The sequence below is a fragment of the Peribacillus sp. FW305-BF15 genome (assembly GCF_058783805.1).
Map to the genome: position 1 here is coordinate 1 of NZ_JBYSYV010000014.1, position 14,952 is coordinate 14,952.

The window sequence follows — 14,952 nt, forward strand, 5'->3', positions numbered from 1 at the left end:
ACGCTTGCGTCGAGGAGGCTTGGCAGACTGTCGGCGGAAAGGGAGCGGATTTCTGAAATCAACTGCAATTTTTTCAAGAATATACCCATTTTCAACATACATATGTTAAAATAACCAATGAACCAATCATCCTACAAATTTGAGGTGTGTATCTTGACCATATCTAAAACAAATCGCTTATCACTTGTAGAGCAGGTGGTTTCCCAAATCGAATCGTTAATCGAATCAGGTGAATGGAAAATAGGAAATCAAATTCCCCCTGAAATGGATTTGATCCAACAGTTCGATGTAAGCAGAAATACATTAAGGGAAGCTGTACGATCACTTGTTTATGCAGGGCTTTTAGTAACGAAACAAGGAAAGGGGACATTCGTAAGGTCATCAAGTGCCTTGGGGGCAGCATTTGAAAGAAGGATCCAGCAGTCAAGTATATTAGAAACGTTAGAGGTCCGTCATGCCCTTGAAAGAGAAGGAGCCCAGTTGGCGGCATTAAGACGTAATCAAGAAGATATAGATCAATTGCGGTTTCATATATCAGCCTGCAGTAGAGCTGCCGAAGCAAAGGATATCAAGGCCTACGAAGAAGCGGATATACAGTTACATAAATCGATTATGGTTTCATCACATAATGATTTATTGATTGATTTGTACGAACATATGGAACACTCCCTGCATGAATCCATCCATCAGATAGTGGTGATGAGTTCTGATGTGAACTTTCATTTGAACATTCATTGCAAACTTGTGGATGCCATCATCGAACAAGATGTGAACCGGGCAATCGAAACAGTGAATGAATACATTGCACAATTCAAAAAATCTTTAGAGTAAGTAAGGAGGAGATTATGGGCATTCATCAAGCGGCAAATCAACTAGAACAAAGAAAAGTGGATATTAAACCCAGATTAGGACTGCTCATCATCGGAATCATTCTTCTAGGGGCAAATCTGAGGGCTCCCTTAACATCGGTTGGACCCCTTGTCACTTCGATCCGTGATAACTTGGGGATTTCCAATACATTATCAGGTTCATTAACGACATTGCCTTTGCTTTCCTTCGCTTTATTATCACCGTTTGCACCTAGGATAGCACGGCGTTTTGGAATGGAGCTCACACTTTTCCTTTCCTTGGTATTATTAACGATCGGAATTGGGATACGCTCAGTTGGCGGAGTGCCGACATTGTTCATAGGGACCATTTTAATCGGGTTAGCCATTGCAATAGGCAATGTTTTGTTACCCAGTCTGATTAAACATAACTTTGCCAGGAACATCGGTTTGATGACAGGAACCTATGCTGTTTCCATGAATTTATGCGGCGCAATAGGTTCTGGAATCAGCATTCCCCTTGCTTCTTCATCCGGATTGGGATGGGCTGGTGCCCTTGGATGTTGGGGGATTTTATCACTTATTACAGTTTTCTTATGGATGCCGCAATTAAGACGGCCATTCAACTCAGGTAAGGATGTACAAACGGCGCAAAAGGATAAAAAGATTAACTTATGGCGTTCTGGTTTAGCCTGGCAAATTACATTTTTCATGGGTTTGCAATCGTTTATTTTCTATACAGTAATTACCTGGATGCCTGAAATCCTGGAGCAAAAAGGCCTGAATGCTGATGAAGCTGGCTGGATGCTTTCCATCATGCAGCTTGCAGTCATTCCCATAACATTCCTTGTGCCAATTTTAGCAGGGCGCTTACAAAGTCAGCGTCTGTTAGTGGTCCCGCCTGTCATCTTCCTTATATCAGGGATATTCGGAATATTATCCGGAAGCACTCTCTTCATCCCAGTATGCATGATATTGATTGGGATTGGAGTCGGAACCATATTCAGTTTATCGATGATGTTCTTTAGTCTTCGAACACAAAGCACCCATGAAGCGACGGAATTATCAGGAATGGCACAATCATTCGGGTACCTTTTAGCTGCCATTGGACCGGTATTATTCGGATTGCTTCATGACATTACACACAGCTGGACTCTTCCCTTACTGATGTTGGCCGCTATATCGGCACTTATTTTCATTGTTGGAATGCGTGCAGGAAATAATGAATATGTAACGACTCAATAAAGCCAGTAAAGGTATAAAAGGTTCTAAACGGCAATGGCCCCGGTATTGTACCGGGGCCATTTACATACCAGCCACTGATAGCGGTACGACAGGTTCCTATTCCGTGATTTTAATTTCGAATAAGTAGAGAGTGGTCTTTGGTTTAAATAGAGAAGGAATATATGGCGTTCTCGCTTCTCATTTCGGTCATTTCGCGGCTCCCTTATCTTTAGTAAAAATTATCAACCTCAAACTCTGTCAGATAAGAAAGTTTCACCTTCTCCATTTGGAGAAAAAGAAATGCCCTATACTTAGAGGAGGTTGCTGCATATTATGGTTCATTATCATTGGTTAAAGTACAAAGTGATTCCGATAACTCATTTACATTCTTTGGATCCTCGCTCAATATCCGAATGATGTGCATGCGAAAAAGCCATTGCTTAGTGTTGAGCAATGGCCTTTGTGTATTTCCTTAATGCGAAATAAAACCGATTATTCCGAAAAGGGCGTCCGATGTGAACCGCACGCCTTTTTACCTTCAACTATATTGAATTGAAAAAAAATTACTCTCCACTCTTCCTATTTTAAGCATACTTCTTACTTTCCTCATCTTTAAAAAAGCTCTTCATTGCATGGAAAACATCAGCCTTTTGCTTAAGGATATAGTACCTGAATTTTTCATTATCGATGTTCTTATAAGCTGTCATCAATGTCGAATGGCGATTGTATTGATTGACTTCCCCGTATCCGAACATATTGGAAACCTTCATGAGTTCTTCAACAAGCTTAACGCATCGGACGTTATCGGATGTTAGGTTATCACCATCGGAAAAGTGAAACGGATAGATATTAAACTTCGCAGGGTCATATTTATGATCAATAAGTTCTAATGCTTTTCGGTATACGGACGAACAAATCGTACCGCCGCTTTCCCCTTTTGAAAAGAAATCCTCTTCCGGAACGACTTTCGCTTCTGTATGATGGGCAATGAACTCGATTTCTACGGTTTCATATTTTGTCCGCAAGAAACGGTTCATCCAAAAGAAAAAGCTTCGAGCCATATATTTTTCCCATAACCCCATACTTCCGGAAGTATCCATCATTGCCAGTACAACTGCTTTGGAATCAGGTTTCTGAACCTCATTCCAGGTTTTGAATTTAAAGTCTTCCTTATAAATAGGGTGAAAACCGGGGTGCCCCCTTAAGGCGTTCCGTTTGAAAGCGGATATCATCGTTTTCTTTTTATCGATATTTCCCATCAGGCCTGTCTTGCGGATGTCGTTGAATTCAATATGTTCGAGAGTGTGCTCCGCATGTTCTTTCTTCTGAAGATTAGGGAGTTCCAGTTGACTGAACAGGGCATCCTCCAATTCCATCATCGACACTTCGGCTTCATAATAATCCTCGCCGGCCTTGTCACCTGCACCTTGACCCTTACCGGCTCCGGCATCGGACGGTGAGCCATCCCTTGCGACTACATCCCCCACTTTACTGTCTCCATCGCCTTGCCCTACATGTTTGTTCTTATCATAGTTATAACGAATTTTGTATTCATCCAAGGAGCGAATGGGGATCTTGATGACATCCCGGCCATTGGACATTACGATGCTTTCTTCTGAAATTAGATCAGGCAAATTATTCTTGATCGCTTCCTGCACCTTTTCCTGATGACGTTGTTGATCATCATAGCCTTTCCGATGGAGGGTCCAATTTTCCTGTGAGATTACATACTGTTGATTATTCTCTTCCGACATTCTCTTCCCCCCTTAAAAATGTTTGCACGCTTTTCATCATTCCTTCATATAATAAGTTAGTGTGGGAATGCCCACATCATTCCGGTTTTCCATTGAAAAATACAGTGCGAAAAAACGGATGAAAAGAAAAGTATTACTCTATCTTATGCAGCGACGCAGGATAATTTACAACAAAATTAATAATGGATGTTTGCCCATGAACTAGACAAGTCCTGACAGGGGCGTTAAAGCCCTTTAAGGTTATTTATAAATAAGGAATATAACAAAACGAACAGACCTGATGATTTTCAGGTCTGTTCGTTTTTTCATTCATTCGTAATAGGATCGCTTTAAAGCCAGAAGTAATGGAGCAGCAAAAGACTTCCAAGGACATTTAAAAAAAGCAATGGAACACAACAAAAAGGGTGTCCCAGCAGTTTTTCTGGACACCCCTTTTACACAGATAGAATGATTCTGGTTGTAATATTCGTCAATCCTTCTCTTCCTCTATTTCATGTTGAACTGTACCTGGGCGTTTATCCCACTCTTTCAATTCTTCATTCGTCCTTTGATTTTCCATCTGCTTTCCAAGTTCTTTCATCTCTTCATAATCCTTAGCCATGGAGCTATTTTCCGGTACATGTTCTTTTTTCAGTTCCTCTTTGCTCATTTGCCATCACCTCTACTTATTGATACCCAATATTACCAAATCCGAAACGTAACATATCTAATGGAAATATGGGGTATAGATAAAACATTATGAGCAAATGTAAGGAGGTGCAAGATCTATGCAAACAACAACCCTTTATGTAAAGGAAGCAACGTCAGAAGGCCCTATTTTAAATCTGGAGTCCATACTTTTGAAAACGGAAGGTGTGGAACGTGCGATCATCGATGTTGATGATGGGGAAATTAAAATCGACCATAGCGAAGAAAAACTCTCACCGAATCAACTTATTACACTTATTGAACAGTATGGCTTGAATGTAACTAAATAGAAATCAATAGCACCGGGTTTCCTTCATTCAGAAGGGCCCGATGCTTTGTTGAGTTATAATCTCCCATGCCTACTATAATCACCGTTTTCAAAAGATTCATGATTTCAATAGAAATTCTGGATTTCCTCTAATCCACCTTTCATCCATCCAACCTACCGTAAACGGTAATAAACCCCTGCCCGATGAGGGGGCAGGAGCAAAAAAACTATGGATTACCGATTTAACAAGCTGCCCACATAGCGCAGCAAATCATTGGCTGAAGTCGAATTATATCCATGCTCGTCTATAAGTCTCGTGATGACCTCGTTCACTTTCTTCAGTTGCCTTTCGTCTGGTGTCTTCGTTGAAGTGGTGATCTTAACGACATCCTTCAAATCAGCGAATAGTTTTTTCTGGATCGCTTCCCGTAAACGATCGTGGGAATTATAATCAAATCGCTTCCCTTTACGGGCATATGCTGAAATTCGAATCAATATTTCTTCGCGGAATGCTTTTTTTGCATTCTCGGAAATTCCAATTTGCTCTTCTATCGAGCGCATCAATTTTTCATCTGGGTTGATTTCTTCTCCAGTCAATGGATCGCGCAGCCTTGATTTATTGCAGTATGCTTCGACATTATCCAGATAATTATCCATGAGGATTTTCGCCGACTCTTCATATGAATAGACAAAAGCTTTTTGCACTTCATTTTTTGCAATGGCATCGTATTCTTTACGTGCCAGTGAAATGAAATTTAAATACCGCTCCCGGAGTTCGTTCGTAATGGACGGATGCTGGTCAAGACCTGCTTTTAATGACATAAGTACATCCAATGCATTAATGGACGGATTCTCCTTACGTATGATCGTAGAGGAAATCCGGTTAATTACGTAACGCGGGTCGATTCCGCTCATGCCTTCGTCCTGATATTCTTTTTTCAATTCATTGATGTCTGCGGAATTAAATCCTTCAACATTTTCCCCATCATAAAGCCTCATCTTTTTCACTAAATCGATATCGCCCTTTTTGGGATCTTTCAGGCGGGTCATGATGCTGAAGATTGCAGCCACCCTCAATGTATGCGGGGCTATATGAACATCCGAGACATCACTTTCACGAATCATTTTTTCATAAATCTTCTCTTCCTCGGTAACCTTCAAGTTATATGGAATAGGCATGACAATGATACGGGAATGCAATGCTTCATTTTTCTTGTTGGAAATGAACGCTTTATACTCCGTTTCATTCGTATGAGCCACAATGAGTTCATCTGCACTGATCAATGCAAAACGGCCAGCTTTAAAATTCCCCTCTTGTGTTAATGATAGCAAATGCCATAAGAATTTCTCATCACATTTCAGCATCTCCTGGAACTCCATCATCCCGCGGTTCGCCTTGTTCAGCTCGCCATCAAAGCGATAGGCTCGCGGATCTGATTCAGAACCGTATTCGGCAATGGTCGAAAAATCGATGCTGCCCGTCAAATCAGCAATATCCTGTGACTTAGGATCAGAAGGACTGAATGTTCCAATTCCAACACGCTTATCCTCCGAAAGGAAAATACGTTCGACCATAACATCTTCAATCCTGCTTCCATACTCCTGTTCTAATCTCATTACATTCAGCGGCGAAAGATTTCCTTCAATCCTGATGCCATATTCTTCAAAGAAATCATCCCGTAAATACTGCGGGATGAGATGCAGTGGATCTTCATGCATCGGGCATCCTTTTATTGCATAAATCGCACCAGAGTCTTTTAACGAATAATTTTCAAGTCCACGCTTCAGTAAAGAAACGAGTGTGGACTTCCCACCTGACACCGGACCCATGAGAAGCAATATCCGCTTACGGACATCCAGCCGTTTTGCTGCCGGATGGAAATATTCCTCGATGAGCCTTTCCAGTGAATCTTCAAGGCCAAATAACTGACCGCTGAAAAAATTGTATTTCTTTGTCCCATTTACTTCTTCTATCCCTGCATCTCTGATCATGTTGTATACACGTGAATGAGCAGATTGAGCAACTAAAGGCGTTTCTTTCAATATTTCTAAGTACTCTGCGAAGGTGCCTTCCCACTTCAGCTTCTGTTCATCTTCTCTAAATTTTTCGATTTTCTTTAAAATATCCATTAAGGAACCTCCCCCTGTCACTTTCAGAGAATACTTAAATCTATGCTCCAAGTCTGACAAACATGTCAGACTTTAAAAAGTGGACGGGCATTGTTTCGAATCCCCCTTGACTCTCCATGTATCGAAAAGGGCTTAATCATTGAGAATTGATGACAAATATGCTGGCAAGAAAATTTGTGTGCACTCCTGCTAAAAATTAGGGTATACTAAGCCTATACTTAAGTGGGACAATATGGGTAAAGGGAGGTCACAACATGGGCACAGTTATTATCGTTGGAGTTGCTTTAACATTTTTAGCCGCTATCTTCACTGCCGGGTATGACGATAAACCAGGTGTGAAATAAAAAATAACAGCCTTTTCCAAAACTCCAAAAAAAGGGACAGCAAATTAAATTTGCCGTCCCTTTTTTTATTCCTCATCTATATAAATATAGAAGCACTTTCGCTGTCATTCACGAATGGCTTATTGAGCATGCCAAACGAATAAGCTTCATCATTTATACAGCGTTCTTTTTATCAGTTTGAGCTGAAATGTTGTTCTCCATCGATCTCAAGTCTTCATTTACTTTTTGTCCTTGTTCCAAATATTCCGTTTGGAAACCACTCTTTAATGCCCAACTATAAAACAATAGTGATAAACATGTAATGATGACCATATCCAAACCAAATGGGATTATATTTAGTCCACCAAACTTTTCACTGCCTAAGTATGAAATGGTCATCATACAGAGTAAGTAAACAACCATCCAAAGCCCTGCTGAAAAGTTTTGGCGGAATCCCTTCCATTTTATTTTTGATTGATAATAGAAATAAACGGGAAGACCAGCCATAATGATAAATAATACTTGACCTGTAAGCGGCCATCTTGCCCAATATAGAACCAAAGAAGCAAAAACAAAGCCCAGTGGTGCAATGATGCTTAATCCTTTTAAACGTAATGGTCTGTACAAGTTCTGACCTGTGCGTCTTAATGTCATTACAGTAACTGGACCTGTAATATAAGAGACTAAAGTCGCAACTGAAATAACCTCTGCCAATACGCCCCAGCCTCTAAACATGAATAAAAATAAGAAAGATACGCCTAGATTAAAAAACATGGCTTGACGCGGGATACCATAAAGAGGATGCAGTTTTCCAAACACGCTTGGTAAATATTTATTCTTTTCCATTCCATAAAGCATTCGTGACGTTGTCGCCGTGTATGTTATTCCTGTCCCTGAAGGAGAAATAAAAGCATCTACGTATAGTAAAATAACCAACCAGTTTATGCCTAAAACAATTGCTAAGTCAGCAAACGGTGAATTGAAATTCAAATGTTGCCATCCATTCACAATCATGGACGGGTCAACGGCTCCAATAAATGCAACCTGTAATAGAACGTAGATGACCGTTGCAATTAAAATGGAGCCAATTACTGCAATTGGGATCGAACGTCCAGGATTCTTTGCCTCACCTGCCATGTTAATTGGACTTTGAAAACCGTTAAATGCAAAGATGATACCAGAAGTTGCTACAGCAGTAAGTACACTTGCCCATCCATTAGGAGCGATACTTCCTGCAGATGTAAAATTGGATGCATGAAACCCGGCAAATAAAAGTGAGCCAATCGTAAGTCCAGGAATAATAACCTTAAAGACTGTAATGAATGAATTAGCTTTCGAAAACAAACTGACTGTCCAGTAATTTAATAAAAAGTAGACGATCAGCAATACAGAGGCAATTGCCAAGCCTCCCCCAGTAAGACTTCCATTTTCTACTAAACCATGTGTCCACCGTGCCCATTCCCATGGCCATGAGCTCATATATTGAACAGAAGCAATCGCTTCAACTGGAATTACGGAAACGATTGCAATCCAGTTTGCCCAGCCTGCAATAAACCCTAAAAAAGAACCATGTGAATACTGCGTGTATTTTACCATTCCCCCAGCTTCAGGAAACATAGACCCTAATTCACTGTAAGATAGTGCGATAAATAAAATAACAACCATCCCGATAATCCAAGAAATAATGGCAGCGGGTCCTGCAATCTGTGCCGCTCTCCAAGCTCCGAATAACCAACCTGAGCCAATAATTGACCCGAGTCCCACCATCATTAACGAAAATGTTCCCATCTTTCGCTGCATATTATTCATACATTTTTCACCATGCTTTCTAAAATTATTCTTTACGTTTAAAAGTAACTGGATTAATGATTCGTGTAGTGCGCCCAATTACATCTTAAAGTAATTGCTGCATTTACATCACCTCTTGTAAAAGTTTGAAAATTGATGAGGAAACCTTAAGGGTCTCCCCTTATTGCTTCTATTAATTACACCGGAACCAAATTTTTCTGCATTTCAGAAAATGCTTAAATCCCATTCTTGTGCCATTTGTTTCAATAACAGACTACCTGCTACGCTATTCCCATATTCATCGATGGCTGGTCCATAAATACCAATGCCACATCCATCTTGAAAAGGCATTTCGCTTCTGGCACTTGGAGGAACTAGTGCCAGAATCCCGCCAGATACTCCGCTTTTGGCCGGCACCCCAATAAAAGCCGCAAATTTCCCCGAAGCATTGTACATACCGCAAGTAAGCATTAATGCTTTGGCCAGCTTAGCCAATTTTTTAGGGATTACTTGTTCTTTACGAACGGGATGGTAACCATCTTGAGCAAGAATCAGTCCAAGGAGGGCTATGTCTTCTGTGGTCACTTCTATGGAACATTGCATGAGGTAAACCTCTAAAGCTTCCTCTACTTCCGATTCCAAATAATTCGTCTCTTTCAAATAGTGAGCCAAAGCTCTATTTCTATGAGAGGTTAACCACTCAGATTGATACACTTCCTCATTGATTGTCGGGCGCTTCCCTAACAAATTTTCAAATAGCTCATAGAGAAATTCCAATTTATTTTGTGAAGAATCCCCTGGGAGAAGCGAAGCTACTGTAATCGCCCCTGCATTTATCATAGGATTGAACGGCTTTCCCGGCTTATGCATTTCTAAACGAATAATTGAATTGAAAGCATCCCCAGTCGGTTCCACATCGACCCTCTCTAACACATAAGAAATGCCGCGACCCAAACATGCGGCTATAAAGCTAAGCACTTTTGAAATACTTTGCAGCGTGAAAGGAACTTCCCAATCCCCTGACTTGATCATTGTTCCACCCGGCTCCAGTATGGTAATGCCCAATTGCGATAAATGTGCATTTCTCAATGCCGGTATATAATTAGCGGTTTGTCCTTCAATAGCAAAGGATCTGTAATATGCTACCCATTCATCTAAGTCGGATTTTCTTTGACTATTAACGTGAATGTCATACTCTTTTGACAATTCTTCAATCACATTCTTCCACCTCTTCAGTTGTTGTATCATTATATTTTCAATATGAGCGTTTTACCGAATGCCATTACTAGATTCGATGAAAAAATAATGAATATTCTAAAAATTGTTAAGCGCTTTCAAAAATTTCTTTCTGCTTAATTTTAAATTGGGAACTACATAATCATACAAAAACCTACAAAATCTAAAAAATAAAAATCCACTAAAAAAACGTGATCATCTCACATGTCCCGTTACCATTTTTTGTGGATAGAAAAACAATTTGGTTTTGCCATAATTGATTATAAGCCGTTCTATTCAGGAAAAAGTAAGCGTTGTATTGAAGCCGATGAAACTGTATACTGATTTTTTAAACAAATTAGGAGGTGACGACTTGTATCTCAGTACGTTAATGAAAAAAGAGGTCTATGTCCTTGCTTTGATGTTGTTAACTGTGCCATTAGCAGGCGAATTGAGTTTTTATCCTTTCAATGAAACGTTTCGGGTAAGTTTTGGTGTGCCTGCATTTTTCTTCTTTTTACTATTATTACAAAAAACGCCTGCCATATTTTCGGGCATCTTGACAGGAACAATGGTTGTGATATTTCGCATTCTAATCGACTTTTTCATGCAGGATAATTTCTCCTGGATTTCCGCATTTCACGCTCATTATCCTAGTTTTTTCTTTTATTTTACCTATTCCGTTCTATTCTATTTTGCGAAAATCAACCGCTTTCAAAGCCGAACTTTGATTATTGGATTTATTGGTCTCATTATCGAAATATTGTCCGACTCCGTAGAATTAATCTTTCAATATATTGTGTTGGAAACAACGATTACGTTTGGTTCACTAAATGAGATGATCGTGATCGCATTCGGCCACAGTTTTATCGTTTTGAGCTTTTTTAATATGATGAAACTTTATGAAGCACAATCAAGGGAGAGGCAAATCAGAAAACAAAATGAACATATGCTGATGCTCATTTCCAATTTATACGAGGAAACGATTCATTTAAAAAAAACATTAAAAAATGCTGAGAATATTACAAAGAAATCATATGATTTGTATCGCGAATTAAAAGCATTGGAAAAACGGGAAAAGCTACTTCATGATCTTACAGAGCCATATAGTCAAAAAGCATTACGCATCGCTGGTGAAATGCATGAAGTCAAGAAAGATAATCAACGGATTTTTGCTGGTCTCTCCAAATTGATCTCCAATGAGAGTTTTAAAGATTATATGAATGCTGCTGAACTTTTTTATTTAATTATCCGAATTAATGAAAAATATGCCTTATCATTAGGAAAGGACATTCAATTTGAATACTCATTGGAAGGAAAAAACGATTCACCTTATCATGTATATACCGTGTTATCTCTTTTCAATAATTTAGTCGCCAATGCAGTGGAAGCAATTAAAGAAAAGGGAATCGTCCGTTTAAGTTTGTTTGAAATTAGTGACAATGTAGAATTTAAAGTTGCTGATACCGGACCTGGAATTCCTCAAAAATACCAGACTGTCATATTCAAACCTGGTTTTACATCAAAGTATGATCAGTTCGGGACACCTTCAACAGGGATTGGACTCTCATATGTTAAAGAAGTCGTGAAAGAACTGGGAGGGGAAATCCTATTTGAGAATAGTTTTAATGGCGCTGTTTTTTCAATAAAGTTACCAATCCAGAAGTTGATTCAGAAAGGGTGATTCCATGCGTTTTTTTATAACAGATGATGATTGTGCCATACGTTCAAACTTAAGCCAAATTATAGAAAACGAAGATTTAGGTGAAGTGGTGGAGGAAGCGGAAGATGGCAGTCTATTAGAAGGGCATATTTTGAATTTAAAACAAATTGATATATTATTTATTGATTTATTAATGCCCATCCGGGATGGTATTGAGACACTTCGTCATATAAAAAGTACATTTAACGGGAAAATAATAATGATTTCGCAGGTTGAATCCAAGGAGTTGATTGGCGAGGCTTACTCGCTCGGAATTGATTATTATATTACTAAACCAATCAATCGGATTGAGATATTGACAGTCATTCGAAAAGTCATGGAACGCATCCATTTAGAAAGATCGATCACTAATATCCAAGCCTCTTTAAATAGTGTATTGAACTTTGAACAGCCAAAAGTTGATAATTCCAATAGTTTTAATGAAAAAAGTATACGGGAGGTGGGTGAATTCCTTTTATCGGAATTAGGGGTCGTTGGAGAAAATGGCGCAAAAGATTTAATGGAAATGCTTCAGTATTTATTTATGTATGAACGGACTTTTACTTTTGGAAAGCAATTCCCCACCCTTAAAGAAATCTTTGTAGAAATCACCAAAAAAAAGCTCGGAACAGCAGCTTTGCCGGTTGATATCAATCGTGAAATAAAAGCTGCCGAACAGAGAATACGCAGAACGATTAACCATTCGTTAAATCATTTCGCTTCGCTAGGTTTAACGGATTTTTCGAATCCGAAGTTTGAAAATTACGCTTCCAAATTTTTTGATTTCACAGTCGTTCGCCAAAAGATGAAAGAACTGCAAAATGATTCAAAAATCGTTCTTACACCTACCCGGGTAAATACAAAAAAGTTTATTCAAGTATTTTATTTCGAAGCGAAACGATTGAATCCTGATGAAATAAATAGATATAGATAATACATGATTAAATACGAAAAATTACGGAAGAACCAAAAAAACATAAAATCCCCTGAATGATTTCAAGGGATTTTAACAATATCTTATTTTTTCAACAATAAATACATGAAATAAGGTGCACCGATCAATGCAACCATGATACCTGCGGGAATCCCCTCGGGTTCAATTATATTTCGGCCTATCGTATCGGCAAGCAGCAATAGCCATCCACCGATTAAAATGGCAACCGGAATGAATAGTTGATTTCGAGGTCCTACCAAGGATTTTGCTATATGCGGGGACATAAGTCCAATGAATGCAATTCCGCCTGTAACAGAAACGGCAGCCGCTGCCAGTGCCACAGCCGTGATCAGCAGTACGATCCGCTCCTTTTCAATCGATACACCGACCCCAATTGCGACCGGTTCACTTAAACCAAGCAGATTCAAACGATTTGCTTTATATAAGGTGAATGGAATGAGGATGACTAACCATGGAATGATTGCCCAAATGAAAGGCCAATCCGTGCCCCATATATTTCCTGCCAACCATTTTGCGATGAAATCGACCTTCGCTCGTTCCGCTGACGAAATGAGGACAATCATCAGGCCTGAAAGCGCCATTGAAAAACCTACGCCGATCAACACTAACCGGACGGGTTCAAGTCCACTCTTCCTCTTGTATGAGAGGATATATATTAAACAGGCCGTCAGTAACGCTCCGATAAAACCAACAAGCGGAACCATATAAACAAAAGAACCAGCGTCAAGAGGGAAAAACAGAAAGAATGCGGCAATGGCAACACCTGCTCCTGAGTTGATCCCGATGATTCCGGGATCGGCTAAATCATTACGCGTGATCCCTTGTAGAATGGCTCCCGACAGTGCAAGGGCCATGCCTGCTAAAAGGGTGATGATGATACGCGGTAAGCGGACGGAAAATAATATGAATTCCTCTTTAAACGTCCCTTGCCCGAAGAGCGTTGGAAACAGTCGTCCTATAGAAAGATTGGAATATCCCGAACACGTCCCTATAATGATCGTAATGATGATGAGTGCACTCAATGCACCTATTATCCAACGCTGTTTTTTGACTAAAGCTGACTGGATCATGAAAATGCTTTACCTCCTTTACGCACGATTAGGAGGAAGAAAGGTAAACCTATCATCGCAACAACCGCTACCACAGGTGTTTCATATGGAGAATTGATCGTACGGCCGATCGTATCGGCAAGCAGCATGAAGGTGGCTCCCAAAATCGCAGACATAGGGAGGATGAATCGATAATCCGTACCCACGATAGCCCGAACGATATGTGGGACCATTAACCCGATGAACACCATATTTCCGACAAGCGCAACGGCAGCCCCTGCCAGGAGAATGATGACCACGAAGAGAACCGCCTTTATTTGTGTTGTCTTTTGTCCTAAGCCTACGGCCACTTCTTCACTTAAGCTAAGTATGGTGAGCTGTCTGGAAAAGATAAGGGAAATCAGGATTCCTATTAGAATGAACGGAACGATTACACGAAGCTGCTCCCATGAAGTTCCGATATTCCCGCCAGCTGTCCACATCGATACATCTTTTGATACCTTGAAATATATGCCGACCCCTTGCGAAACGGCAAATAGGAATGCAGAGACTGCAGCACCAGCCAATACGATCCGCAAAGGTGAAAATCCTCCCTTTTTCATCGCACCGATTCCGAAAACCATGGTTGCCCCGACAGCGGAACCTATAAAACACGCAATCATGATCCCTAAATTATTAGCATTTGGAATGAATGCCAAAGTGATGGCGAGACCTGCATTGGCTCCTGCCGTCAATCCAAGCAACCCGGGATCGGCAAGTGGATTTCTTGTCATTCCCTGCATGATGGCCCCAGAAACGGCAAGGGCTGCACCCACAAAGATTGCCCCCACTTCACGAGGGAAGCGGATTTCCCGAATGATTGAAATCTTTTCACCGACAGCATTTGATGTCAGTGCTTGCCAGACGTCTTTAACGGTAACATCAGCCGCACCAAATGCCATTGAAATAATGAACATGCCTATAAAGGCGACGATCGCTATGATCAGTTTACTTATAAATGGGATGAAACGTTGATTTTCATTAGTCATCT

At 40.1% G+C, this 14,952-nt stretch carries 12 protein-coding genes; 5 read left to right on the forward strand and 7 right to left on the reverse strand.

Annotated features, from left to right (window positions below):
- Positions 1–153: 153 nt before the first annotated feature.
- Together AC3WLU_RS15805 and AC3WLU_RS15810 are read left to right on the forward strand one after the other, a co-directional pair.
- Complete coding sequence (locus tag AC3WLU_RS15805) at positions 154–831, forward strand: FadR/GntR family transcriptional regulator (protein ID WP_492597528.1); 678 nt, start codon at positions 154–156, stop codon at positions 829–831.
- Between the two features lie 14 nt (positions 832–845).
- Positions 846–2,072 (forward strand): CynX/NimT family MFS transporter, encoded by a 1,227-nt coding sequence (locus AC3WLU_RS15810; RefSeq protein ID WP_034315150.1) that lies wholly within the window; start codon positions 846–848, stop codon positions 2,070–2,072.
- Between the two features lie 563 nt (positions 2,073–2,635).
- On the opposite strand, the gene yhbH is transcribed toward AC3WLU_RS15810, so the two are convergent.
- Positions 2,636–3,805 carry a sporulation protein YhbH gene (yhbH, locus tag AC3WLU_RS15815; protein ID WP_492597529.1) on the reverse strand — a complete coding sequence of 390 codons (1,170 nt, stop codon included), beginning with the start codon at positions 3,803–3,805 and terminating at the stop codon, positions 2,636–2,638.
- A gap of 469 nt (positions 3,806–4,274) precedes the next feature.
- The gene (locus AC3WLU_RS15820) at positions 4,275–4,454 is read right to left on the reverse strand and encodes a hypothetical protein (RefSeq protein WP_034315155.1); all 180 of its coding nucleotides are present in this window, start codon (positions 4,452–4,454) and stop codon (positions 4,275–4,277) included.
- A gap of 118 nt (positions 4,455–4,572) precedes the next feature.
- On the opposite strand from AC3WLU_RS15820, the gene AC3WLU_RS15825 reads away from it, so the two are divergent.
- Positions 4,573–4,782 carry a metal ABC transporter ATPase gene (locus AC3WLU_RS15825; RefSeq protein ID WP_034315156.1) on the forward strand — a complete coding sequence of 70 codons (210 nt, stop codon included), beginning with the start codon at positions 4,573–4,575 and terminating at the stop codon, positions 4,780–4,782.
- 212 nt (positions 4,783–4,994) lie between these two features.
- Here the strand turns inward: AC3WLU_RS15825 and AC3WLU_RS15830 are convergent, their stop codons facing one another.
- From AC3WLU_RS15830 to AC3WLU_RS15840, 3 genes are all read right to left on the reverse strand, one after another.
- The gene (locus AC3WLU_RS15830) at positions 4,995–6,890 is read right to left on the reverse strand and encodes a PrkA family serine protein kinase (protein WP_034315159.1); all 1,896 of its coding nucleotides are present in this window, start codon (positions 6,888–6,890) and stop codon (positions 4,995–4,997) included.
- A 497-nt stretch (positions 6,891–7,387) separates the two neighbouring features.
- Positions 7,388–9,022 (reverse strand): glutamate/serine transporter AimA, encoded by a 1,635-nt coding sequence (gene aimA, locus AC3WLU_RS15835; RefSeq protein ID WP_492597530.1) that lies wholly within the window; start codon positions 9,020–9,022, stop codon positions 7,388–7,390.
- A gap of 204 nt (positions 9,023–9,226) precedes the next feature.
- Positions 9,227–10,216, reverse strand: a complete 990-nt coding sequence (locus tag AC3WLU_RS15840; protein WP_492597589.1) for a glutaminase — start codon at positions 10,214–10,216, stop codon at positions 9,227–9,229.
- A 421-nt stretch (positions 10,217–10,637) separates the two neighbouring features.
- Here AC3WLU_RS15840 and AC3WLU_RS15845 point away from each other — a divergent pair, with 421 nt between their 5' ends.
- Complete coding sequence (locus tag AC3WLU_RS15845) at positions 10,638–11,900, forward strand: sensor histidine kinase (protein ID WP_283930813.1); 1,263 nt, start codon at positions 10,638–10,640, stop codon at positions 11,898–11,900.
- 4 nt (positions 11,901–11,904) lie between these two features.
- Positions 11,905–12,852: a response regulator gene (locus AC3WLU_RS15850; protein ID WP_034315164.1), complete on the forward strand. Its 948-nt coding sequence runs from the start codon at positions 11,905–11,907 to the stop codon at positions 12,850–12,852.
- A gap of 83 nt (positions 12,853–12,935) precedes the next feature.
- On the opposite strand, the gene AC3WLU_RS15855 is transcribed toward AC3WLU_RS15850, so the two are convergent.
- Both AC3WLU_RS15855 and AC3WLU_RS15860 read right to left on the reverse strand, forming a co-directional pair.
- Complete coding sequence (locus tag AC3WLU_RS15855; protein ID WP_057275625.1) at positions 12,936–13,943, reverse strand: FecCD family ABC transporter permease; 1,008 nt, start codon at positions 13,941–13,943, stop codon at positions 12,936–12,938.
- Positions 13,940–14,950, reverse strand: coding sequence for a FecCD family ABC transporter permease (locus AC3WLU_RS15860; protein WP_063577251.1), 1,011 nt, complete (start codon positions 14,948–14,950; stop codon positions 13,940–13,942). The genes AC3WLU_RS15855 and AC3WLU_RS15860 overlap by 4 nt, the downstream gene beginning before the upstream one ends.
- Positions 14,951–14,952: the final 2 nt, after the last annotated feature.